General features: G+C 44.4%; 18 protein-coding genes and 5 tRNA genes. All 23 read right to left on the reverse strand.

Annotated features, from left to right (window positions below; translation table 11 throughout):
• Positions 1 to 11: 11 nt before the first annotated feature.
• Entirely contained in the window at positions 12 to 2,648 is a 2,637-nt protein-coding gene (locus SULKU_RS14585; protein WP_013461122.1) for a PhnD/SsuA/transferrin family substrate-binding protein, read from the reverse strand.
• A 137-nt stretch (positions 2,649 to 2,785) separates the two neighbouring features.
• On the reverse strand, positions 2,786 to 4,870 hold the full coding sequence (gene fusA, locus SULKU_RS11395) for an elongation factor G (protein ID WP_013461123.1): 2,085 nt from the start codon (positions 4,868 to 4,870) through the stop codon (positions 2,786 to 2,788).
• Between the two features lie 75 nt (positions 4,871 to 4,945).
• Entirely contained in the window at positions 4,946 to 5,413 is a 468-nt protein-coding gene (gene rpsG / locus SULKU_RS11400) for a 30S ribosomal protein S7 (protein WP_013461124.1), read from the reverse strand.
• Between the two features lie 73 nt (positions 5,414 to 5,486).
• Positions 5,487 to 5,867, reverse strand: a complete 381-nt coding sequence (gene rpsL, locus SULKU_RS11405; protein WP_013461125.1) for a 30S ribosomal protein S12 — start codon at positions 5,865 to 5,867, stop codon at positions 5,487 to 5,489.
• Positions 5,868 to 6,040: 173 nt separating this feature from the next.
• Positions 6,041 to 10,549, reverse strand: coding sequence for a DNA-directed RNA polymerase subunit beta' (rpoC, locus tag SULKU_RS11410; RefSeq protein WP_013461126.1), 4,509 nt, complete (start codon positions 10,547 to 10,549; stop codon positions 6,041 to 6,043).
• Complete coding sequence (rpoB, locus tag SULKU_RS11415) at positions 10,542 to 14,687, reverse strand: DNA-directed RNA polymerase subunit beta (protein ID WP_013461127.1); 4,146 nt, start codon at positions 14,685 to 14,687, stop codon at positions 10,542 to 10,544. Before rpoB ends, rpoC begins: the two co-directional genes overlap by 8 nt.
• Positions 14,688 to 14,854: 167 nt before the next feature.
• The gene (rplL, locus tag SULKU_RS11420) at positions 14,855 to 15,229 is read right to left on the reverse strand and encodes a 50S ribosomal protein L7/L12 (RefSeq protein ID WP_013461128.1); all 375 of its coding nucleotides are present in this window, start codon (positions 15,227 to 15,229) and stop codon (positions 14,855 to 14,857) included.
• A gap of 68 nt (positions 15,230 to 15,297) precedes the next feature.
• Positions 15,298 to 15,783 (reverse strand): 50S ribosomal protein L10, encoded by a 486-nt coding sequence (rplJ, locus tag SULKU_RS11425; RefSeq protein ID WP_013461129.1) that lies wholly within the window; start codon positions 15,781 to 15,783, stop codon positions 15,298 to 15,300.
• A 106-nt stretch (positions 15,784 to 15,889) separates the two neighbouring features.
• On the reverse strand, positions 15,890 to 16,585 hold the full coding sequence (rplA, locus tag SULKU_RS11430) for a 50S ribosomal protein L1 (protein ID WP_013461130.1): 696 nt from the start codon (positions 16,583 to 16,585) through the stop codon (positions 15,890 to 15,892).
• Between the two features lie 67 nt (positions 16,586 to 16,652).
• A complete protein-coding gene (rplK, locus tag SULKU_RS11435) occupies positions 16,653 to 17,078 on the reverse strand; it encodes a 50S ribosomal protein L11 (protein WP_013461131.1) in 426 nt (141 codons plus the stop codon).
• A 21-nt stretch (positions 17,079 to 17,099) separates the two neighbouring features.
• Complete coding sequence (nusG, locus tag SULKU_RS11440; RefSeq protein ID WP_013461132.1) at positions 17,100 to 17,630, reverse strand: transcription termination/antitermination protein NusG; 531 nt, start codon at positions 17,628 to 17,630, stop codon at positions 17,100 to 17,102.
• Between the two features lie 9 nt (positions 17,631 to 17,639).
• The gene (gene secE / locus SULKU_RS11445; RefSeq protein ID WP_013461133.1) at positions 17,640 to 17,825 is read right to left on the reverse strand and encodes a preprotein translocase subunit SecE; all 186 of its coding nucleotides are present in this window, start codon (positions 17,823 to 17,825) and stop codon (positions 17,640 to 17,642) included.
• Between the two features lie 63 nt (positions 17,826 to 17,888).
• A tRNA-Trp gene (locus SULKU_RS11450) sits at positions 17,889 to 17,964 on the reverse strand.
• A gap of 29 nt (positions 17,965 to 17,993) precedes the next feature.
• Entirely contained in the window at positions 17,994 to 18,146 is a 153-nt protein-coding gene (gene rpmG, locus SULKU_RS14820; RefSeq protein ID WP_013461134.1) for a 50S ribosomal protein L33, read from the reverse strand.
• Positions 18,147 to 18,184: 38 nt separating this feature from the next.
• A complete protein-coding gene (gene tuf, locus SULKU_RS11455; protein WP_013461135.1) occupies positions 18,185 to 19,384 on the reverse strand; it encodes an elongation factor Tu in 1,200 nt (399 codons plus the stop codon).
• Between the two features lie 98 nt (positions 19,385 to 19,482).
• A tRNA-Thr gene (locus tag SULKU_RS11460) sits at positions 19,483 to 19,557 on the reverse strand.
• Positions 19,558 to 19,658: 101 nt separating this feature from the next.
• Positions 19,659 to 19,735: transfer RNA gene (locus SULKU_RS11465), tRNA-Gly, on the reverse strand.
• A 3-nt stretch (positions 19,736 to 19,738) separates the two neighbouring features.
• A tRNA-Tyr gene (locus tag SULKU_RS11470) sits at positions 19,739 to 19,824 on the reverse strand.
• A 55-nt stretch (positions 19,825 to 19,879) separates the two neighbouring features.
• Positions 19,880 to 19,956: transfer RNA gene (locus SULKU_RS11475), tRNA-Thr, on the reverse strand.
• 66 nt (positions 19,957 to 20,022) lie between these two features.
• Positions 20,023 to 20,760, reverse strand: a complete 738-nt coding sequence (locus SULKU_RS11480) for a YaaA family protein (protein ID WP_013461136.1) — start codon at positions 20,758 to 20,760, stop codon at positions 20,023 to 20,025.
• Positions 20,760 to 21,911, reverse strand: a complete 1,152-nt coding sequence (locus SULKU_RS11485; protein WP_013461137.1) for a calcium:cation antiporter — start codon at positions 21,909 to 21,911, stop codon at positions 20,760 to 20,762. The genes SULKU_RS11480 and SULKU_RS11485 overlap by 1 nt, the downstream gene beginning before the upstream one ends.
• A gap of 57 nt (positions 21,912 to 21,968) precedes the next feature.
• Entirely contained in the window at positions 21,969 to 22,922 is a 954-nt protein-coding gene (gene corA, locus SULKU_RS11490; protein ID WP_013461138.1) for a magnesium/cobalt transporter CorA, read from the reverse strand.
• Complete coding sequence (locus SULKU_RS11495) at positions 22,915 to 23,802, reverse strand: radical SAM/SPASM domain-containing protein (RefSeq protein ID WP_013461139.1); 888 nt, start codon at positions 23,800 to 23,802, stop codon at positions 22,915 to 22,917. Before SULKU_RS11495 ends, corA begins: the two co-directional genes overlap by 8 nt.
• Positions 23,803 to 23,812: the final 10 nt, after the last annotated feature.

Raw genomic sequence — 23,812 nt, forward strand, 5'->3', positions numbered from 1 at the left:
TGCCTCTAGCGTTATATTTTTTCGTGCATCAGTTCTTCCAAGTTATCCGGAATTTGAGCAACTTCTTTTGTTTTTGCTTCGACACCCTCTTTTGCTAACGGCGATTCTGCCAGCAAGGTCTCTATATCTCCTTCAAAGTCGGCGATCACAAATCGGTCGCCCCATATTCTGAAGATTTGATATCCCGAGAATGTCTGGGATAAATACTCCGCAAATTCTGAAATAAGCGCATTTCCTCTCTCCCAGCCGTATGCCTTGTTATAACGATGAAAGTTAACCAAAGATACGATCCAGAGTTTAGCGGGCTTCGGATGACGGGCCCGTCCGTTCAGCGTCATCGTAAAATAGTCTTCATTGTAGAGTTTCGTCAACCGGTCTTTGAAAAAATAGCTCATCCGCTCTTCCTCCAGCGCGCTGGAAGCTATTTGGTTAATCGACGTATCGATATTTACACCGGGCAATACTCTCAAAGCCGCATTCACCACCGCAGGATGATACCAGATACCGCTCAGTTCATTGAGCTCAATCAGCGATTCATCAATCTCTTTTCGAGGTTTATAAATTCGGTTCGTCGTCATCGCGTCAAACGAATCGGCAACCGCCATGATATGACCCAGCAGGGATATCTCTCCCCCTTTTTTACCCTCAGGATACCCGCTTCCGTCATAACGCTCGTGATGATCGATCATTATGTCCGCCAGCTCTTGATACAAATGAACGTTTGAAAGAACTTCATACCCTGCCCTCGCATGTTCTTTGATCAGCTCATACTCCAGTTTGCTCAGTTTTCCCGGTTTAAGTAAGATTGAATCGGGGGTTACGACTTTTCCGATGTCATGCAGTTTGGCCGATTCCACCAGTTTTTGAATCTCTTTCTCCGGCAGTTCCATCTCTCGGGCAATCAACTCGGCATAATGGGCGACTCTCACCGTATGTCCCGCCGTATAGGTATCACGCTGTTCAATCATATTGACCATGGCATCGATAAAGTTTTGGTAGCTTTTCACCCTATCTTCGTGCAGTGCATTGATCTGTTCTTGCTGGGTAAACGAGTTAAGGGCAAACCCGATATCCCCCGCCAGTTCTTCAATCATCTTCTGCTCTTCAACACTAAATCCGCCCTCACGGCCCGTACAGATCGTCAGAACGCCGATTACCTCTTCAGTAAAAGAGCTGCTTTTCAACGGCAGGGCGTAAATCCCTTTAATCGCATACAAGTCCACATAATTTTGACACTCGTCATCCAATGAGGGATCGCACATATCGGTAATCATCAGATTTTTGCCGTGTTCGTATGCTTTTCGATCGATTGGAGTAATATGTTTGATATCTCCCGCACCGTACGCTGCACCCAGGATCAATTCTCCCTCTTTTACGACAGAAATCTTTGCATTTTTTAGCGATTCGTTTGTACTCAAACATAGTGCCGCTTTGTCAATCAGCTCATCCACCGAGCGTGTCGTAATCAGCATCTGATTGACATCCGCTACCGTTCGCAAAATGCTTCGTAAATATTTTTCGTTGAGATACGCTTCTTCGAGTTTTATGCTTTTATCATACAAATGCTGCGTTTTTTCGCGGATTTTATCTTCCAAAGAGCTATTGAGTGTTTCCAGTTCCTGTTGCGTATCATTTAATTTTGAATTGATTCTCGCTATGTACAGCGTAACCGTAAAAGAGAGCAATAGAAAGATTCCCGCAATGATGATATACGTACCGTATTCTTCGAAAATATACAAAAACACATCTTCTCTAAGATGTTTATACGGCCCCATTCCAAGTTCTTTAAGGCATTCATGGATACTTTGATAATCGAGCGGTATCGTCCATCCCAATGACTTTGACGCCCGTGCGGCTTCGGACTCTTCCCCCATTGAGATTAAGGCGACGGCTACCCTTTCTGCCAGAGCGCTTGAGGTATGCTTCGTCGTTGCTATCGGCCATTCGGGATAGAGCCGTGTACTTACTTGATAATAAAAATCGGGATAGTTCTTTTGATTTAAAACAGTAAAATCATTTATATTGATTTTCCCTTCACTTGCCATCCTCTCTAACGTATCGGTACGCACCGTACCGGCTTCGGCTTTCCCGTCGCGGACAGCGTAGACAACCGCTTCATGGGTACCGTAAAAGGTTGTTTTTAAGTCCTTTTGATTGATATTTTTCTCTTTAAGCTCTCTCAGCGCCATTATCCAGCCGCCGAATGATTCCTCATTGACCGCCGCAAATTTTTTATTTTTTATATCTTCGACCTGATCAATCGTCCTATTCACCGTACGCTTAAAAATGACGCCGCCGAACTCCATTTGGACTTTGCCGTTAAAGCCTCTATTTTTAAGTGTTGCGACTCTCGAAATTCCGTAACGGCTCTCCAAATCGACGTAATAAGCTGAATTGGTGATGACAAAATCGATCTTTTTATCTCGTAAATAGGGGGGGAATTCTTCAAAACGAAGCGGGACGATTTGAAAATCGTATTCCGGAATTTTTTCATTCAGATATTCAGCGGTCAGATCCCACATGCTGTGGGTAGATGCATAGTTTTTATGAGCCAGTACTCCGATACGCACACTCTCTTTCGCACTTATCGTACTGGTAAAAAACGACAAATAGATCAAAAGCGATAAAAAATATGTGAGTGTTTTCATCCGTTCATTATAGCTTATATTTACTTTCCGGACTACAACACATTTGATCAGAATCGATCGAATTTGAAAAAAGAATTTACGGGATAAAAATAAAATAGGAGGGAAATGCCCCGAAGGGGCAAGAGAGAAGAGCTATCTTAGCTGTTACGCTTTTTGATAATCTCGTCGGCAACGTTACGTGGAACTTCTTCGTAGTGATCGAATTCCATAGAGTAACTTGCACGTCCTTGTGTCGCTGAACGAAGGTCAGTTGAGTAACCGAACATTTCAGACAACGGTACGAACGCGTCAACAATTTTGTTACCAGAACGGTCACCCATGTTGTTAACTTGTCCGCGGCGGCGGTTAAGGTCACCGATTACGTCACCCATAAAGTTTTCAGGAACTTCAACTTCAACTTTCATCATAGGCTCAAGGATAGCCGGGTTCGCTTTACGCGCAGCCTCTTTGAATCCCATAGATGCAGCAAGTTTAAACGCCATCTCATTCGAGTCAACCTCATGGTAAGACCCGTCATACAATGCAACTTCAACGTCCTCGATCGGATAACCGGCAAGAACACCTTTTTGCATAGCTTCTTTACACCCTTTTTCAACTGCAGGGATATACTCTTTCGGAATAACCCCACCTTTGATTTCGTTGTGGAAAATGAAACCTGTTCCAGGTACGCCCGGCTTAACGCGGATATAAACGTGACCGAATTGTCCGCGTCCACCCGATTGTTTCGCATATTTGTACTCTTGGCTGACTTCGTTACGGATAGATTCACGGTATGCAACCTGAGGTGCACCGACTTCCGCTTCAACTTTGAACTCACGGAACATACGGTCAACAAGGATCTCTAGGTGAAGCTCACCCATACCGCTGATGATTGTTTGTCCTGTCTCTTCGTCAGTGTGAACACGGAACGATGGATCTTCCGCAGCGAGTTTTGCAAGAGCGATACCCATTTTTTCTTGGTCCGCTTTTGTTTTAGGCTCAACCGCAACCGAGATAACCGGTTCAGGGAAGTGCATACGCTCTAGAACGATGCGATCGCTCTCATCACACAAAGTATCTCCGGTAGTTGTGTCTTTGAGACCTACAACCGCACCGATTTCACCTGCGTAAAGCGCTTTGATCTCTTCACGTTTGTTCGCATGCATTTTAACGATACGTCCGATACGCTCTTTTTTACCTTTGATGGTATTGATCGCATATGAACCGGATTCAAGAACACCGCGGTACATACGTACGAATGTCAATTGTCCTACGAACGGGTCGGTCATAATTTTGAACGCAAGGCCGGCGAACGGAGCATCATCACGTGATTCAACTTCTACTTCTACCTCTTCGTCGTCCTCTTTAGTACCTTTGATCGCCGCAACTTCCAATGGAGACGGAAGGTAATCAACAACCGCGTCAAGAAGAGTTTGTACCCCTTTGTTTTTGAACGCAGTTCCGCATGTCATAGGGATGATTTCCATTTTAAGACATCCGGCTTTGATCCCGCGCATAATCTCTTCGTTTGAAAGTTCACCCTCTTCGAAGAATTTCTCCATCAAAGTATCGTCACCTTCAGCTGCCGCTTCCATCATGCGTGCACGATAGTCGTTTGCTTTTTCAACCAAATCAGCAGGGATCTCTTCTTCACGGTAGTTTGAACCCATTGCAGCGTCGTCATCCCAAAGGATCGCTTTCATTTTAACGAGATCGATGATCCCTTTAAATTGATCTTCCGCACCGATTGGAAGTTGGATAGGTACCGGGTTTGCTTTTAAGCGGTTACGGATTTGATCTTCTACGTTGTAGAAATCGGCACCGATACGGTCCATTTTGTTGACGAAAACCATACGAGGTACACCGTAACGGTTTGCTTGACGCCATACTGTTTCAGATTGTGGCTGAACCCCACCAACTGCACAGAATACCGCTACTGCACCGTCAAGTACACGCATAGAACGCTCAACTTCAATGGTGAAGTCAACGTGGCCCGGAGTGTCGATGATGTTGATTTGTTTGCCCAACCATTCACAAGTTGTCGCAGCAGAAGTAATGGTAATACCACGCTCTTGCTCTTGCTCCATCCAGTCCATAGTTGCAGCACCTTCGTGAACCTCACCGATTTTGTGTGATACACCGGTGTAGAACAAGATACGCTCAGTTGTTGTCGTTTTACCCGCGTCGATGTGAGCGGCGATACCGATGTTTCTTACGTCTTCTAGTTTATGGGATCTTGCCATGATAATAGCCCTTAAAGAGTTTTTGAATGTGGGGAAAGATAGCCTAAAAAGGCTATCAAATGATTACGAAAAATCTTACCAGCGATAGTGAGCAAACGCTTTGTTCGCTTCTGCCATTTTGTAAGTATCTTCTTTCTTTTTGAACGCTGTACCTTTGTCGTTTGCAGCATCTGATAATTCATTTGCCAAACGCTCTGCCATAGTGCGCTCGTTACGTTTGCGTGCCGCATCGGTTAACCAGCGGATAGCAAGAGAAAGTTGGCGTACAGGACGAACTTCTACTGGAACTTGGTAGGTCGCTCCACCCACACGGCGGCTTTTTACTTCGATAACTGGTTTGATGTTCTCAATCGCAGCGTTGAATACTTCGATACCTGTTTTTTCACCACGTGAACCCATGATATCCAATGCACCGTACATGATTTTCTCAGCGGTACTTTTTTTACCGTCCCACATGATTTTATTGATGAATTTCGTCAATACTTTTGAACCATGAACCGGGTCAGGCATAATTTCGCGAACGGGCGCTTTTCTTCTTCTCATAATGTTTCCTTCAATGTTGTTTCATTTACTCAAAATACGGTCATCAGAAACCGAATCTTGTCAGACTAGTTGATTATTTTTTAGCCTTAGCTTTTTTCGTTCCGTATTTAGAACGAGATACTTTACGGTCTTTAACACCCGCTGTATCGAGAGCACCACGTACGATATGGTATTTAACCCCTGGTAAGTCTTTTACACGGCCGCCGCGAACAAGAACGATAGAGTGCTCTTGCAAGTTGTGACCCTCACCACCGATATAACTAATAACTTCAAACCCTGAAGTCAAACGAACTTTAGCAACTTTACGAAGCGCCGAGTTCGGTTTTTTAGGGGTTGTAGTATATACACGAGTACATACACCACGACGTTGTGGGCATGACACCAAAGCGGGTGATTTTGATTTTTTCACTACCGCTTGTCGCTCTTTACGAATAAGTTGGTTGATTGTTGGCACACAATCTCCTTTGTTGAATTGTTCCAGTAGAATATATAATCCGCTCATGACGAGGGGACTAATAAACGCGCAATGGTATCCATTTTTTGATTAAATATAGCTTATTTTAAGGAATTTGTAAGAGAGGTGGAAAAGAGGGTTTCCCGCCGAAGCAGGAAAGAAAAAAGGAGTTTTTAGTCTCCGAAAACCATTTTGCGGTCTTTATAGATACCGGTACCGACCGGAATCGTGCGACCGATAATGACGTTCTCTTTAAGATCGGTCAAGTCATCGATTTTCGCTGAAACTGCCGCTTCCGTCAAGACTTTTGTGGTGTCTTGGAACGATGCCGCTGAAATGATCGAGTCAGCACTAACCGCAGCACGGGTAATACCGACAAGGTACGGTTCAGCGATCGCAGGCTCTCCGCCAAGGCGAAGAATTTTTTCATTCTCCACTTTGAACTGAGCTTTAGAAACAACATCGCCCTCGATAAATTTCGTATCGCCTGAGCGAAGAATTTTGATTTGACGCAACATCTGAGTAAAGATAACTTCGATGTGTTTGTCGGCGATATTAACCCCTTGACGGCGGTAAACTTGCTGTACTTCGCTGACGAGATAGTTGTACAACGCTTTAACACCCAAGATTCTCAAAATCTCGTGAGAGCTGATGATACCGTCCGTCAAACGCTCGCCGGCGTGAACGAACTCACCCGGATGAACCAGTGCAACAAGGTTTTTATCGACAAAGTACTCTTTGACCATTCCGTTGTCCGAAGTGATCAAGATACGCTCTTTTCCGCGAAGCGGTTTACCGAAGCTGACAACCCCGTCAAGCTCAGCGATAAGAGCGATCTCTTTAGGTTTACGCGCTTCGAAAAGCTCGGAAACCCGCGGAAGACCCCCGGTGATATCGCGTGATTTTTGTAGCGCTTTCGGTGTTCTTGCCAAGATATCGGCAACTTTCACTTCGGCACGGTCTTGTGCAAAAATCGCTGTTTTCGGTTCAACCGCATAACGGATGATTGAGCCGTCGTTCGCCGCAAGGACGATCGCCGGTTTGAATTCCGGTGCAACGTATTCGTTGATCATCAAACGGGTTTTTCCGGTCAATTCATCAAACTGCTCAGACGCGGTAACTCCCGGGATAATATCTTCAAACGTGATAATACCGTCTGTCTCAGAGATAATAGGATTCGAATACGGATCCCACTCAGCGATAACGATTGATTCTTCTTTTGCCGGTTTTGCAATGATGCTATCGGCTTTAACCACTTCATTATCGTTGATTTCGATCACTGAACCGCGAGCGATATAGTGACGGATCGCTTCACGATCTTCACTGTCGGCGACAACCGCGAAGAGACCTTTCTCTTCAACGCTGTATCCTTTGGTAATCTCGTGGTGACGCTCAAGATAATCGCCTTTGAGGAGATAGTATTTAACCGTCCCTTTCTCTTTTGCCAAAATCTTTTGCGTTACCGGTGCGCCGTCTTTAACTTGGATCTCAGACGCGTACGGGATACGGTTAGGAACATTCCATCCGTCTTTGATCGTTTCAACGATCGACTCATCCGCTTTCACGGCAGTGCCGCTCTCGTACGGAAGATAGAATTTACCTTCGATTTTACCGCTGACACCGGCAAGTTCATTCGGTTTTGCCACTTCATTTTTACGGAGTGTATAGCGAACGGTTTGGCTCTCGCCTTTAACGCTTACGATAACTTCGTCATGGATCGTTTGAATCTCTACGCTTCCGTTAAACGGAGCTTTGATCTTCGGTTCAACCAAAAGGATCGCAGCATTACGACGGTTCGCAACGATTTGTTTACCCTCTTTTGAAAGGTAGGTTTTCATATTGTAGTAACGGATGAAACCTTCTTTGGTTGCCACGACTTGGCGCTCTTCACGCGTACTTGACGCGGTTCCCCCGACGTGGAACGTACGGAGCGTCAACTGTGTTCCCGGCTCACCGATAGACTGAGCGGCGATAATACCGACCGCTTCACCCGGTTTGACGATTCCGCCGCTTCCGAGATTCAGACCGTAACAAAGGGCACATACGCCGTTCTCCGATTTACACGTTGTCGGAGTACGGATTTGTACCGCACGGATACCGGCTTCGATAATTTTAGACGCTTTGATCTCATCAATCAATGTCCCCTCAGAATAGAGGATTTCATTTGTGATCGGATCAATCGCGTCTTCCGCCAATACACGACCGTAAATACGGTCTTCGAGCGGCTCGATCAATTCATTACCGACAGAGATATCGGTCAATTCGATCCCCTCATGGGTACCGCAGTCGTGCTCAACGATTTTAACGTTTTGAGCAACGTCGACGAGTTTACGGGTCAAATAACCCGCATTCGCTGTTTTAAGAGCGGTATCCGCAAGACCTTTACGGGCACCGTGGGTTGAAATAAAGTACTCAAGGACGTTTAGACCCTCTTTAAAGTTTGAAATAATCGGCGTTTCGATAATCGAACCGTCCGGTTTCGCCATTAAACCACGCATACCGGCAAGCTGACGGATCTGAGCCGCAGATCCACGCGCCCCAGAGTCAGCCATCATAAAGATAGAGTTGAATCCCTCTTTATCGTTTTTGATCAAGTCCATCATTCCGCCCGCAACGGTATTATTCGTATCGGTCCAGACGTCAATGATTTTGTTGTAACGTTCCTGTTCAGTCAAAAGACCCGCTTCGAACTGTTTTTGAATCTCTTTAACACGGTTTTTAGAGCTTATAATCAGCCCTGCTTTCATTTCAGGAATAATGATATCTGCGATAGAGATCGATACCCCTGATTTAGTCGCGTATTTGAAACCGAGATTTTTCAAATCATCCAAGAATCCTGCTGTTACCGCAATACCGCCGTGTTTATTGACATAGTCAACCAACGCGGAGATGTTTTTCTTTTTCATTACAACGTTCCACAGTTCTGCAGGAACAAATGATGGAAGGATCGATTGAAGAATCATACGTCCAGCAGTCGTGTGGATCACACGCCCGTCAACACGGGTACGTACTTTCGCATGCAAATCAAGTGCATTGTGTTCCAATGCGATCATGATCTCGTCAACATTGCTGAAAAGCTTGTTTGACCCTTTTACATCGTTTTTGCCGAGTGTCAAATAATAAAGACCCAAGACCATGTCTTGTGAAGGGGTTGCAATCGCTTTACCCGATGCAGGAAGCAAAATATTCATAGATGAGAGCATCAATACTTTACACTCTGCAATCGCTTCAGCCGATAACGGTACGTGAACCGCCATTTGGTCACCGTCGAAGTCCGCATTGAACGCGGCACATACGAGTGGATGCAATTGGATCGCTTTACCGTCGATCAGTTTCGGGTGAAACGCTTGGATCGAAAGTTTGTGTAGCGTAGGTGCACGGTTAAGCATAACCGGATACCCCTCAACGATTTCAGCAAGACATTCCCAAACTTCGTTGGTTTTCTCTTCGATCATTTTTTTCGCCGCTTTAACGGTCGTCGCGTACCCTTTGTCTTCGAGTTTTGCGATCAAATGCGGTTTGAATAGTTCCAATGCCATTTGTTTCGGCAATCCGCACTGATCCATTTGAAGGTTAGGTCCGACAACAATAACCGAACGTCCCGAGAAGTCAACACGTTTACCGAGAAGGTTTTGACGGAAACGTCCTTGTTTACCTTTGATGATCTCGGAAAGTGATTTCAACGGACGTTTGTTCGCCCCTTTAACCGCGTTTGCACGACGGCCGTTGTCGAACAACGCATCCACCGCTTCTTGAAGCATACGTTTTTCATTACGTACGATAATTTCCGGTGCTTCAAGTTCAATAAGGCGTTTCAGACGTTGGTTACGGTTGATAACACGGCGATAGAGGTCATTGACATCCGATACTGCGAATTTTCCGCCGTCAAGGCTTACCAACGGGCGAAGTTCAGGAGGAAGAACCGGCAGTGCGGTTAGCATCATCCACGCAGGATTGTTCCCTGAGTTCAAGAACGACTCGATAACTTTCAAACGTTTAACGATCGTTTTACGTTTTGCTTCAGAGTTTGTCCCCGCGACTTCTTCTTTCAAAGCTGAGAAAAGATCAACCAAGTCGAGTTCATCGAGCAATTCGCGAACCGCAGATCCCCCCATTTCAGCTGAGAAACCGCTGTCCCCGTAGCGTTGTACCAACGTACGGTATTGCTCTTCGTTCAATACATCGTATTTAAGTACCGCAGAAGTTTGCTCACCGTCATAGTATGCTTCTCCGCCGTTTTTAACAATATACGCTTCGTAATACAATACGCGCTCAAGGTCTTTCATTTTCACGCCGAGCAACGTACCGATACGGCTCGGAAGTGAGCTGACATACCAGATATGGGCTACAGGAGTAACGAGGTCAATGTGTCCCATACGGGTACGGCGAACTTTCGCCGAGGTTACTTCAACCCCACATTTTTCGCAAATAACGCCTTTATAGCGCATTTTTTTGTATTTTCCGCACAAACATTCGTAGTCACGTACGGGACCGAAAATTTTGGCACAAAACAATCCGTCACGTTCCGGTTTAAGGGTACGGTAGTTGATGGTTTCTGGTTTTTTAACTTCACCGTGGCTCCATGAGAGAACTCTCTCAGGAGACGCGAGTCGAAATTGGATTTGTTTAATATCGACTGGGCGATTTTCTTCCGTTACGGCAACCGGTACTAATTTACTCATTGTCATCCACCTCGTCAAAAATCTCAATATCAAGCGCCAATGATTGGAGCTCTTTGGTTAATACGAAGAGTGTTTCAGGGATACCTGATGCTGGTACACTCTCCCCTTTAGTAATCGCTTTGTATGCACGAACACGTCCGTCGACATCATCCGATTTGATCGTCAACATCTCTTTAAGGACGGCAGAAGCACCATAGGCTTCAAGAGCCCATACTTCCATTTCCCCGAAACGTTGTCCACCGAACAGCGCTTTACCACCGACCGGTTGTTGGGTAACAAGTGAGTATGGTCCGGTTGAACGGGCATGCACTTTCTCATCAACCAAGTGATGGAGTTTAAGCATGTACATATAACCGACGTTAACGCGCTCTTTCATTTTATCGCCGGTTTTACCGTCGTAAAGCTCCATTTTTCCATCTGTGTCCAATTTGGCCAATTCGAAAAGTTTTGCAAACTCAGCTTCGGTAACCCCTTCGAAAATAGGTGTCGCGAATTTAACCCCTTTTGACCAGTCTTGAGCATAGCCAAGAAGCGTTTGATCATCCATTTCACCCAGCAATTTAGCGGCGTTCATCAATCCAGCTACATCAGCAAAAGTGATCATTTTTTCACGCAATTCAGAGATGAACTCTTTTTGTTTCGCTTCGAAAATGTCTTGGATTTGGAACCCGAGTTCTTTACCGACCATACCAAGGTGCATCTCAAGGATTTGCCCGATATTCATACGAGACGGAACCCCGAGCGGATTCAAACAAACGTCGACAGAACGCCCGTTTGCCATGTACGGCATGTCAACTTGAGGAACGATCGTAGAAACGATACCCTTGTTCCCGTGACGTCCCGCCATTTTATCCCCGACTTTGAGTTTACGTTTCGTTGCGATATAAACTTTTACAAATTTAACGACACCGTTTGGAAGGATGTCGTCTTTTTCCAAGATAGAGAGTTTTTCTTCGTGTTCGTCACGGAATTTTTTCTTCTCTTTTTGGAAATGGTTTTTCGTTTGGTTATATTTCTCTTGAATATCGTCGCTGAACGCTTTAACGACGTTATTCATCGCAAAACGGTTGACCTCTTTAAGATCGTCACCTTTCACGTTTTCACCCGCTTTATATTCGTTGCCGTTGATGCTGACATCGCTGAGCAACGGATGTTTTGTAAGCAATGAAATGATTCGGAGCATCTCCTCTTTGTCAATCATCAAAAGACGGTCGTAATGCTCGCGCTCGAGTTCGTCACGCTCTTGTTTTTCAAGCTCTAACGTACGAGGATCTTTGTCATACCCTTTTTTGGTGAAGACTTTAACGTCAACAACAACCCCTTCCATACTCGGTGTACAGTAAAGCGATTTGTTCACAACGTGACCCGCTTTTTCACCGAAGATAGCGCGCAGCAAGCGCTCTTCCGGAGTCGGTTTTACTTCACCCTTCGGAGAAACTTTACCGACAAGGATCATTCCGCCTTTAACATAGGTACCGATTTTTACGATACCGCTGTCATCGAGGTGAGCAAGTTCATCGTCACGAACGTTCGGAATATCACGGGTAATCTCTTCAACACCGTGCTTAAGCTCGCGCGCTTCCGCCTCTTTCTCATAAATATGAACGGATGTAAATGCATCTTCGCGGATCATGCGTTCAGACATAACGATCGCATCTTCGAAGTTGTATCCGTTCCACGGCATGAACGCGACGAGTGCATTGATACCAAGTGCCAATTCACCTTTATCCATGTTCGGACCATCCGCGATGATTTGCCCTTTGGTTACCATTTGCCCTTGTTTGACAATCGGTTTTTGCAAGAACGTCGTATTTTGGTTGGTACGAAGATTTTTTTGCAACGGATAATAATCGATAAACGTTCCGTCTTCGTCTTCGCCCATGATATAAATATGCTTGGAGTCGACTTTTTCGACTATACCGCTTCGTTCAGCTTTAACACATTCCCATGAGTCACGGGCTACGAGTTTTTCAACCCCTGTTCCGACCATAGGCGCTTCAGGACGCAATAACGGTACCGCTTGACGTTGCATGTTCGATCCCATCAATGCACGGTTCGCGTCATCGTGTTCCAAGAACGGAATCAAGCTTGCCGCAACACCGACAACCATATGCGGAGTCAAATCACGAAGCTCACAATCTTTTGGTGAAACAAGCGGATATTCACCGTCTTGACGTGTTTCAACCAAGTCATCAAGGAAATTACCTTTGTCATCGATACGGCTTGATGCCGCAGCGATAACTTTTCCCTCTTCTTGAGTAGCCGTCAAATAAACAACTTCATCCGTAACAACACCATCTTTAACAACGTTATACGGAGCTTCGATAAATCCGTGTTCGTTAACTTTTGAATAGGTCGCCAACGTATTGATCAAACCAATGTTTTGTCCCTCAGGAGTCTCAATCGGACAGATACGTCCGTAGTGAGTCGGGTGAACGTCACGCACTTCAAATCCGGCACGCTCTTTAACAAGACCGCCTTCCCCGAGTGCCGACAGACGTCGTTTATGGGTAACTTCCGACAACGGGTTCGTTTGGTCCATAAATTGTGACAATTGTCCGCCGCTGAAGAACTCCATGATCGTTGACGTAATCATTTTCGAGTTAATCAAGTCATGCGGCATCAATTCGGTGGTCGGCCCGCTCATCGTGCTCAGTTTGTCTTTGATCGCTTTTTGCATTTTGACAAGACCGTTGTGAAGCTCGTTACCGAGTAGTTCACCGATAGAACGGATACGTCGGTTACCGAGGTGATCACGGTCATCGATATGCCCTTGGCCATTTTTGACTTTAACGACGTATTTAACCGTGTTAATAATATCTTCATTTGTCAAAACGGTTACATACTCAGGAATGTTAAGTCCAAGTTTGTGATTCATTTTCATACGGCCGACGCGTGTCAAATCATAACGCTCAGGATCGAAGAACAATTGATTGACGAACACTTTCGCCGCTTCTTTCGTTACAGGTTCACCCGGGCGCATTACTTTGTAGATACGGATTGCCGCAAGATCATTTTCATCTTCGATGATTTCGGTTTGACGAAGCAATTTCAAAGAATCGGCATCAGCAATGAATGCATTGATAATAGCGCTGTCATACCCTTCTGCAAGGTCATTCGCGATAACGAACTCTTTGACACCCGCTTCAACCATTTTTTTGAGCTTAGTCTCATCCAATTGTGTCATCGTGTCAAACATGACTTCGCCGGTCTCTGCGTCAATAATCGGTTCAGCCAAATGGCGCTCAATCAATGTTTCAATCGGGTACTGGATCGCTTTAACACCTTCAGAAATCAATTTCTCCGCTTTTTTAGTCGAAAGGCGTTTTCCGGCTGCAACAAGCAGTTTGCCCTCAGAGTCGATAAGATCATAACCGAGTCGTCCCGCAAATTGTTCCGGATCGAAATCCATCAAATATTTATTCTCTTCGACACGGATCTTTTGCAACGGATAGAACATTTTTAGAATGTCTTGTTTGCTGTATCCGAGTGCACGGAACATGATCGTAACAGGAACTTTACGGCGTTTATTGATACGCATGTAAAGGATGTCTTTCGGATCGTACTCAAAATAGAGCCATGAACCGCGGTCAGGGATAATCTGACCGGTAAAAATCATTTTGCTTCCGGCAGTGGTTGATTCTTCTTCTTTGAAGATAACCCCCGGTGAACGGTGAAGCTGATTAACAACGACACGCTCGACACCGTTGATAACGAACGACGTACGATCGGTCATCAAAGGGATGTCACGGATAAAGATTGTTTGTTCTTTGATATCTTTTACACCGGTTTTTTCTTTGGTGTTTTCATCACGGTCCCAAATCATAAGGCGTGTTTTCATACGCAGTGATACCGAATAGGTCAATCCGCGTTCCATACATTCGCGTACGGTGTACTTTGGACGGCCTACTTCTGAGCCTAGATATTCAAGAGAAAGACGGTTTTGAGAATCATGAATCGGGAATACCGATTGGAAAACGCGCTCGATACCGCTTTTAGTACGATCTTTTTGATCCAACATCAAAAATGATTCGTAAGAACTTTGTTGAAGTTGTAACAAATTCGGTACTTCAATTTGCTGGGGAGTTTTCGCGAAATCTACGCGTAAGCGGTTTCCGGAGTGAAGAGTGTTTAACATAGGCTACCTCAGTCGAAGTTTTTGATCCCATAGGGATAAGTGCAAAGTCTATAAGTCGAGCGTCCCCGACCCTATAACGACGTATGGGCACTTTACGAAGAAGCTAAAATCCGCTTCGTAAAGTGCCCTGTGGGAGGTGGAGGCGAAGATGCCTCCAATCATGATGATTATTTGATTTCGACGACAGCGCCAGCTTCTTCAAGCTCTTTTTTCGCTGCTTCAGCATCTTGTTTAGAGATACCTTCTTTAAGAGTTGTAGGAGCGCCTTCAACTGCATCTTTAGCCTCTTTAAGACCAAGACCTGTCATCGCACGTACTACTTTAATAACGTTGATTTTTTTATCACCACCGTCTTTCAAGATAACGTCGAATTCAGTTTTTTCTTCTTCAGCAGCGCCAGCAGCAGCTACTGCTCCACCAGCAACCGCTACCGGTTGAGCAGATACTCCGAATTTTTCTTCGAATTCTTTTACAAGCTCAGAAAGCTCGAGGACAGAAAGGTTTGAGATAAACTCAAGAACGTCTTGTTTTGTAACAGCCATTGTAATTCTCCTATTAGAATTTTTTATTTTATGCCGATAATTTTATCGGTTGTTTTTCAAAGCAGCAATTATGCTGCTTCTTCTTCTTTTTTGCGTTTAAGCGCATCGAGTCCGATTGTAAAGTTGCGAACCGGCCCCATCCATACAGATGCGAGCATTCCAAGCAACTCTTCGCGTCCCGGAAGGGTAGCGAATGCACGTACTTTTTTCTCATCCGCAGCTTGACCGTCGATGTATGCCGTGCGGATAACAAATTTATCATTCGCTTTAGCAAAATCAACCGCAGCTTTAGAAGCAGCGATAGCATCGCTTCCCCAGATGAAAATGTTAGTATCTTTAATTTCGATACCTGTCATCTCTGCATTGTTAAGAGCGATAGTCGCAAGTGTATTTTTTACAACTTGTACTTTTGCGTCTTTTTCACGAGCAATTTTACGGAGTGCTTCGAGTTCAGACACTGCTAAACCGCGATAGTCACACATAATTACCGCTGCAGAAGATTTAAACTCTGTAGTCAAAGCGCTAACAATCTCAGATTTCTGTGATTTATTCATAGTTTCTCCTTTCCAGACATAACTTCAAGCGGGGCGGAGTGACTCCGATTAAGGCCTAAGCCCCCTACTGTCTTAAGTCCATAAGATAAAGTCGGGTATCCGTTGATTAACGGATATCCAAAAGTTCTTGCGTTTCGAATTTGATCGCCGGGCTCATAGTCAATGAAAGAGCGGCATTTTTGATATAGCGACCTTTTGCAGTCGACGGTTTCGCACGGTTGATAGCACCGACAAACGCTTTGATGTTTTCAGCGATTTTATCAGTGTCGAAACTCACTTTACCGATACCGGCATGGATGTTCCCTTTTTTGTCAACACGGAAGTTTACTTGTCCGCCTTTAACGTTGCTAACCGCTTTTGCGATATCTGCTGTAACCGTTCCTGTTTTAGGATTCGGCATCATCCCTTTTGGCCCGAGGATACGTCCTACTTGACCGACAAGTCCCATACAATCGGGTGCAGCGACAACGATATCGAAGTTAATGTTACCTGCTTTGATTTGTTCAACCAAATCTTCAGCACCGACGATGTCAGCACCTGCATTTTTAGCTTCGTCTACTTTTGCACCTTTTGCGAAAACCGCAACACGAACCACTTTTCCTGTACCGTGAGGAAGCACAACGGCACCACGGATCATTTGGTCAGCGTGACGAGGATCAACACCAAGATTCAAAGCAATTTCGACTGTTTCGTCAAACTTTGCAGACTTAAGCTCTTTAACAAACGCAGCAGCGTCTGCTACAGAGTAGCTTTTTGTCATATCAATTTTTTCACTTAGTTGTTTATAGCGTTTTCCAGCCATTTGAATTCTCCAATATTAGAATCTGCCGCAAGGTTTAGCCTCTTTGCGGTCGAAGAGTTATGTAGAATTAATCTACGATATCAACACCCATTGAACGGCATGATCCAGCAATTGTTGCAGCTGCAGCATCGACGTCGTCTGTGTTCATATCTTGAATTTTTTGCTTAACGATTTCCATCAATTGAGCTTTAGTGATTTTACCCACTTTGTTTTTCATCGGATTATCAGTCCCTTTTTTTAGACCGGCTGCTTTCATGATGAGAGCAGAAGCCGGAGGCTGTTTTGTGATGAAAGAGAACGTTTTATCCGCATATACTGTAATAACAACAGGGAGTTTAAAACCTGCCTTATCTTTTGTACGCTCGTTGAACGCCTTACAAAATTCCATGATGTTAACACCGCGTTGACCGAGTGCTGGTCCAACCGGAGGGGCTGGATTAGCAGCGCCGGCTTGAACTTGCAACTTGATGTAGCCCGTAATTTTCTTTGCCATTTGTGCTTCCTTTTTTTGAGATTAAATAATTTTTTCGACTTGGGTATACGAAATATCCACCGGAGTGCTGCGTCCGAAGATAGAGACATTGAGTTTCAGTGTTCCATGCTCAAGATCGTATTCATCTACCGTACCGGTGAAATTCGCAAACGGACCGTCTACGATACGAACCATCTCTCCGTTATCGAAGAAGACTTTCGGTTTCGGAGCCGAACGGTTCGTTACGCGGTCCAAAATAACCGCGATATCATTGTCGCTTAGAGGAGTCGGCTTGTTAGACTCACCGATAAATCCAGCTACGCGCGGCAACGATTGGATACGGTGCTGCAATTCGATTGATAGATCCATATTTGCGAACACATAACCTGAATACAATGAGCGCTCAGTGATCTTTTTCTTGCCGTTTTTAACTTCGATTACATCTTCCGTCGGTACGATGACTTCGGTAATGACATCTTGAAGATTGTTTTCAGCGATGATGTTTTCGATAGCGGCTTTAACGCTGCGCTCACTACCGGCATATGTTTGAATCGAGTACCAACGATGTGCCATGTATTTTCCTTAACTCAAAATTGCCGAAACAGTTGAAGACATGATAAAATCTACCAATGCCAAGAACAATACGACGAACGTAACAACAGCGATAACAGCAATAAATGCTTGTTTTACTTGCGGCTTTGTCGGGAAAATAACTTTTGCAAGTTCCATTTTCGCATTGTGAATGGTTTGACTTAATGTATTTTTCATTTATTGTATCCTCAGGACATTTCCAACGACTAACGCTCTAGAGCATCATTCGTCAAAAATGGGTGGCAGGCCAGGAGGGATTCGAACCCCCAACAATCGGATTTGGAATCCGGCGCTCTACCATTGGAACTACTGACCTATAAAACCCTCTCGAGGAGGGAACTGAAATTAAAGTTTTGCTTCTTTATGAACCGTGTGCTCACGGCAAAATTTACAAAACTTACGTACTGAGAATTTCTCAGTGTGAGTTTTTTTGTTTTTAGTAGTGTGATAGTTACGACGAGTACACTTTTCACACGCTAAATGGATATTTTCACGCATGTTTTACCTTATTAATCCAACCCGAAGGTTGGGGAAAATTATGCAAGGATTTTAGAAACAACCCCAGCACCGACAGTACGTCCACCTTCACGGATAGCGAAGCGAGTACCCTCTTCCATAGCGATCGGGTGGATCAATTCAGCAACAATTTTAACGTTGTCGCCTGGCATAACCATCTCAGTACCTTCTTGAAGGCTGATCGCACCTGTTACGTCTGTTGTACGAACGTAGAATTGTGGGCGGTAACCGTTGAAGAATGGAGTATGACGTCCACCCTCTTCTTTGCTCAATACGTAAATCTCAGCCTCAAATTTTGTGTGAGGAGTGATTGATTTAGGTTTACAAAGAACTTGTCCACGCTCAACATCTTCTTTCTTAGTACCACGGAGAAGAAGACCACAGTTGTCACCCGCTTCACCCATTTCCATTTCTTTACGGAACATTTCAACACCGGTTACGGTAGTTGTTTGTGTATCACGGATACCAACGATCTCGATTGTTTCACCGATTTTGATTGTACCACGCTCGATACGACCAGTAACAACGGTACCACGACCAGAGATAGAGAAAACGTCCTCTACAGGCATCAAGAAATCTTTATCAGTTTCACGAACCGGCTCAGGGATATATTCGTCTACCGCAGCCATAAGCTTTTGGATTTTTGCTGACCACTCACCAAGAGTACCAGTTTTTGCTTCTTCAAGTGCACGAAGAGCTGAACCAGCTACGATTGGAGTATCGTCACCCGGGAAATCATAAGTGTCAAGAAGTTCACGAATTTCCATCTCAACAAGTTCAAGAAGTTCTTCGTCATCAACCATATCTTCTTTGTTCATGAAAACAACGATGTACGGAACACCTACTTGTTTTGAAAGAAGGATGTGCTCACGAGTTTGTGGCATCGGGCCGTCTGCTGCAGAAACAACAAGAATAGCTCCGTCCATTTGAGCAGCACCGGTAATCATGTTTTTAACATAGTCGGCATGCCCAGGACAGTCTACGTGCGCATAGTGACGTTTATCTGTTTCGTACTCAACGTGTGAAGTAGCGATCGTAATACCGCGTTCACGCTCTTCTGGAGCGTTGTCGATTTGATCGTAATCCATCATCGCTGCACCGTTTGTTACTGCAAGTACCGCTGTGATAGCTGCAGTCAATGTAGTTTTACCGTGGTCAACGTGACCGATTGTACCGATGTTAACGTGTGGTTTATTACGCGTAAACTTTTCTTTTGCCATAGTGTCCTCCGACTGAATGTGTAAAATGAATTTGGAATTATACCAAAAAACAGCTGAAATAGCTTTCAAGCTTTCAAAAATTATTACAAAATTATTACTGGAGCTCACGAGCGGATTTGAACCGCCGACCTCTTCCTTACCAAGGAAGTGCTCTACCCCTGAGCCACGTGAGCAAAAAAACAATGATAAATATGTATTTTGGAAGCTTAAAAACTATTTTACGGTTTTAAGGTAATGATGAAGTAAATATTACGAATTGTACTTCAGCTCCCAGTGGAGCGGGAAACGAGACTCGAACTCGCGACATTCAGCTTGGAAGGCTGACGCTCTAGCCAACTGAGCTATTCCCGCAGATGGTGGTGAGAGAAGGATTCGAACCTTCGAAGATAAAAATCAGCAGATTTACAGTCTGCCCTCGTTGGCCACTTGAGTATCTCACCACGGCCATAATCTGGTCTAACACTGATAAATGTAATGCGTTCCGATTTCATTCAATGGTGCCGGCACGAGGATTTGAACCCCGGGCCTATTGATTACAAATCAATTGCTCTAGCCAACTGAGCTATGCCGGCATTGGTGAAATGGAGCCGAAATTATATACACTCTTTTCTAAAATGTCAAGCTTATTTGAAAGAAAATTAAACAATTGTGTAAACAATCTCTTTTTTCTTTTTTATCTCGAGTATTTCACGTACATTCAACCCGTCTATATTCATCGCTAAAAGCTCCTGCAGGGACGAAATTTGATGCTTTGCCGCTTCACGCAATACAATCCCGCGATACGCTTTTGCCCAGTGGCTCACCACTTTTCCCTCTTTCAAAAACTTCAATGTCACGTACGGCTGTGACGGTGTATAGAATTTATCGTAGAACCCTGCACGCAGATCCAGTATCTCCTGATCAGCAATCAACTCATCCAAAGCGGAGCTGAAATACTCTTTGTAATGTTTCTCGGGAACAAATGATCCTATCGCCGAGCCTTGTTTGAGTTTGTAATCCGGTATCGAATCACCCGCGCGGATCGGACCGAACAGATTGGAAAAGAGTATAGCCGTCGTATCGATATAGTTTTGCGCATCCTTTCCTAGCGATGAATAAGCCAGATAATCATATGCCACCCCGTCATAACGCTCAATCGCTTTCATGGTCGGCATGCTCACAAAAGGGTTTCTAAAGCGCTCATACTCTTTGGTGTCTTTGATGCCGAAAAGTTCATAGAGCTGCTCATCGCTTCCGTTTTGAGTCAGCTTCTCGTACTGCTCGATCACTTCGAGTCGTTTGGGATAAAGATGGGGAAAAAGGAGACTCTCGGGATTCAGAGGAGGAAGATTCCCCCCCTCTTGTTTTCCTTCACTCGGTGAAAAAAGGATAATCATCAGTAATACGCAGCGATAATGGCATAGCTCAAAAAGAACATCATGTGCGACGCCCCCTCAAAGTAATTGGTCTCCCCCTCGTCGGTCGTTTTCCAGACCAACAAGATCGTCAACAGCAACGCACCGATTTGAAGCGGGTTAAAATCGAGGGTGAGATTGATCCCCGAAAAGTACGCCAGCATCATCAATATCGGAACCGTCAGGATAATCGATACCGTCGATGCCCCCATCGCGATGTTGACAACCCTCTGAATCTGATCGTTGCGGGCTGCGCGTACGGCGGTAAATATCTCCGGGGATACACTGATAATCGCAATAACCAATCCGGCAAGACCCGCCGATATCCCGTGTTCTCTGGCGATGACGACACCATTTCCGGCAAATATCTCGGCACCGAATGCGATAATGGCGATAAAGCCGAAAATAACCATAAAGTTAACCGCAGTACTCAGATGTTCGAAAATATAGTCGCTCGATTCGTTTTCATCGATCTCGGCATCTTCCTCTTCCTGGAGTTTGCGCTTTAGACGAAAAAAACGGCTGCGAGCCGTTGCTTTGAAAAAGTGGGTATGGGTTCGGGTTTGAAAGATAAAAATGATGATATAGAAAAGGAGCAATACACCCGCGATCAAATGGCTGACATGAGTCAATGAAGCACTCCCGTTTTCCGTATGGCTTAACAGTCCCGGAACCAACAGAGCGCTGGAAGCGACAAACAAAACGGTACTGTACGCACTGGAGGTCTCTTTGTTATGCTGCTGCTGCGTATAGGCCAGCCCCCCTAAAAAAACGGCTAGACCGAGTAAAACGTTCAAATCGACGATAACCGCAGAGATTATCCCCCCCTTGACCGTTTCCAAAACTTCCGGCGAATGACGTACTTCAAGCAAAATAACGTACAATAAGATGATTTCTACCGCAACGGCACTGAAGGTAAGGACAAAACTGCCGTAAGGTTCATGAAGCCGTTCTGAGAGGATGTCGGCTACTTCGGCAACCGTTAAGGAGAGTGCCGCAATCCCAATCGCGGCGAATAATGTCGAGAGTAAAGATTCTTGCTGTGCATTAAACATGACTGCTAGCGCAATCGAGGCTATACCGATAAAAATGTCCCAATAATCTTCAATAAAATAGCGTATCCGCCTATCCAATTCTTTATCCTTTGTAGGTAATAGTGTTAGAGAATCATACCATAATTACAGGAATGATCAAATCCAGCCTTTTCGTTTGAAAATGTATACCGGCAAGATCGATGAAATTACCATCATACAAATGGAGAGTACATAACCGTATTTCCAATGCAGTTCAGGGAGAAAATCAAAGTTCATCCCATAAATGCTCGCTATCAAGGTAGGTGGGAGAAACACGACATTAACGATCGTAAACATTTTAATAACTTTATTCTGCTCAATGCTCAAAACACCGACGAAAATATTTTGAAGATAATCGAGCCGTTCAAAATTAAAGTCGGTGTAATCGATCAAGGATTTAATATCTTTTAACATGACCGTAACATCATGCTTAAGTGAATGTTTGTACTTGGTCGACTTTAAAAAAGCGCTCAGAATACGCTGTTTATCATTGAGATTCTCACGAATCTGCATGTTCAAATCTTCCAATGACGAGATGCGTCCCAATATCTCTTCATCTTCATTGGTATAATCGGTCAAAACGTGTTTGCGGACGCGCGTAATATCTTTTGCCAGCTTTTCAATAATATCCGCATCGGCATCAATTCGAATATCCAAAATCTGACAAAAAATATCATATCCCGTTTCAAATTGCTTCGGTGTTGCGAAAAATTTTCGGTTAAATTCATCGAACGTATATAAATTAGTGTAACGAATTGAAATCAGAATTTCTTTAAAGAGGATAAATGATACCGTTTCATTATGCGAACTTTCTCTACTGCTCACTAAAAAATAGCTGTTGATTTCAATACGATCATTCTCTTCCCAGTAACGGGAACTGATTTCAATCTCTTCGGTCTCTTGTTTAGTCGGAAATTTGATATTAAATGTATTTTCGATAAAAAGAATCTCATCATAGGTCGGCATGAGCATATCGATCCAGATCACTTTTTCAATGACCTCTCCATCGAGCTCCGACATCGTATCGATAAATGCAATCGCATTTTCATTACGGACATAACATTTAATCATTTATTCCTCCTTTCGCAAATCGCTCTTTGTAGGAGCATTTTTGGCATAGTTCTTCGCTGCACATCCCTTTGGAAAACCCATCGGTTATTGCTTGGGAGCGTTTTGATGTCAGAATTTTACCCAAATTTGTCTCGTTCAGGTTACCGAGTTCCATAATCCCCTCACTATCCAAACAGCACGGTACGACTCTGCCGTCGGTAAGAATAGCGATTTGCTTGCTCAACCCTTGGCAATAGCCATGCGAAGAAGTTGGATTCTCAAGATGAGGCCATTCAAAATAACGGTCAAAATGGAGAAGGATTTTGGATGCCAGCCGGGTTGACTGACGCTCGCCGCTGATGCTTGAAGCAATCATCCCCTCTTCAAGAGAGAAGTGATTTTCGAGAAGCTTGAACAATTTTTCATTAAAAAGCTTCTCACTGTGAACATCATCCAAATTCCAAAGGCGAAGATTGATAAAAAAATCTTCGGAATGCGAAAGCTTTTCATCACACAGTGCCAATATGGGTTCCATATACGTTTCAAAGCTTCTGGAGACGCTGTTTTTATTAAAACTGTTGAGGGAAATATTCACTTGACGCAAAGCGGGATGAAAAAGTGTCTTGCGCCGAACGGCGTCGAGATAAAATCCGCTGGTGGTGATCATCACTTTCAAACCGGCATCATAAGCAACATCGAGATACTCTCTCACATTGCTCAATACCATCGGATCGCCCATTACATGAAGGGCTATCTCATCGGTGAATTTTTTAAGCTGTTCAACCGCCGTTTGGAAAAAAGCCAGCGGCATTGTCAACGTAGGTTGATTTTTCGGAGGACAAAAACTGCAGGATAAGCCGCAGATATTGGTGATTTCAACATAGGCACGGCTGAATTTCATTATAATCCCT

Origin of the sequence: Sulfuricurvum kujiense DSM 16994, assembly GCF_000183725.1 — a bacterium.
Classification (GTDB): Bacteria; Campylobacterota; Campylobacteria; order Campylobacterales; family Sulfurimonadaceae; genus Sulfuricurvum; species Sulfuricurvum kujiense.

Bases quoted from the DNA above. Each gene is read 5' to 3' on its own strand.
- SULKU_RS14585 (WP_013461122.1), bottom strand. From the start codon at position 2,648: ATGAAAACACTCACATATTTTTTATCGCTTTTGATCTATTTGTCGTTT.
- fusA (WP_013461123.1), bottom strand. From the start codon at position 4,870: ATGGCAAGATCCCATAAACTAGAAGACGTAAGAAACATCGGTATCGCC.
- rpsG (WP_013461124.1), bottom strand. From the start codon at position 5,413: ATGAGAAGAAGAAAAGCGCCCGTTCGCGAAATTATGCCTGACCCGGTT.
- rpoC (WP_013461126.1), bottom strand. From the start codon at position 10,549: ATGAGTAAATTAGTACCGGTTGCCGTAACGGAAGAAAATCGCCCAGTC.
- rpoB (WP_013461127.1), bottom strand. From the start codon at position 14,687: ATGTTAAACACTCTTCACTCCGGAAACCGCTTACGCGTAGATTTCGCG.
- rplL (WP_013461128.1), bottom strand. From the start codon at position 15,229: ATGGCTGTTACAAAACAAGACGTTCTTGAGTTTATCTCAAACCTTTCT.
- rplJ (WP_013461129.1), bottom strand. From the start codon at position 15,783: ATGAATAAATCACAGAAATCTGAGATTGTTAGCGCTTTGACTACAGAG.
- rplA (WP_013461130.1), bottom strand. From the start codon at position 16,585: ATGGCTGGAAAACGCTATAAACAACTAAGTGAAAAAATTGATATGACA.
- rplK (WP_013461131.1), bottom strand. From the start codon at position 17,078: ATGGCAAAGAAAATTACGGGCTACATCAAGTTGCAAGTTCAAGCCGGC.
- nusG (WP_013461132.1), bottom strand. From the start codon at position 17,630: ATGGCACATCGTTGGTACTCGATTCAAACATATGCCGGTAGTGAGCGC.
- secE (WP_013461133.1), bottom strand. From the start codon at position 17,825: ATGAAAAATACATTAAGTCAAACCATTCACAATGCGAAAATGGAACTT.
- rpmG (WP_013461134.1), bottom strand. From the start codon at position 18,146: ATGCGTGAAAATATCCATTTAGCGTGTGAAAAGTGTACTCGTCGTAAC.
- tuf (WP_013461135.1), bottom strand. From the start codon at position 19,384: ATGGCAAAAGAAAAGTTTACGCGTAATAAACCACACGTTAACATCGGT.
- SULKU_RS11480 (WP_013461136.1), bottom strand. From the start codon at position 20,760: ATGATTATCCTTTTTTCACCGAGTGAAGGAAAACAAGAGGGGGGGAAT.
- corA (WP_013461138.1), bottom strand. From the start codon at position 22,922: ATGATTAAATGTTATGTCCGTAATGAAAATGCGATTGCATTTATCGAT.
- SULKU_RS11495 (WP_013461139.1), bottom strand. From the start codon at position 23,802: ATGAAATTCAGCCGTGCCTATGTTGAAATCACCAATATCTGCGGCTTA.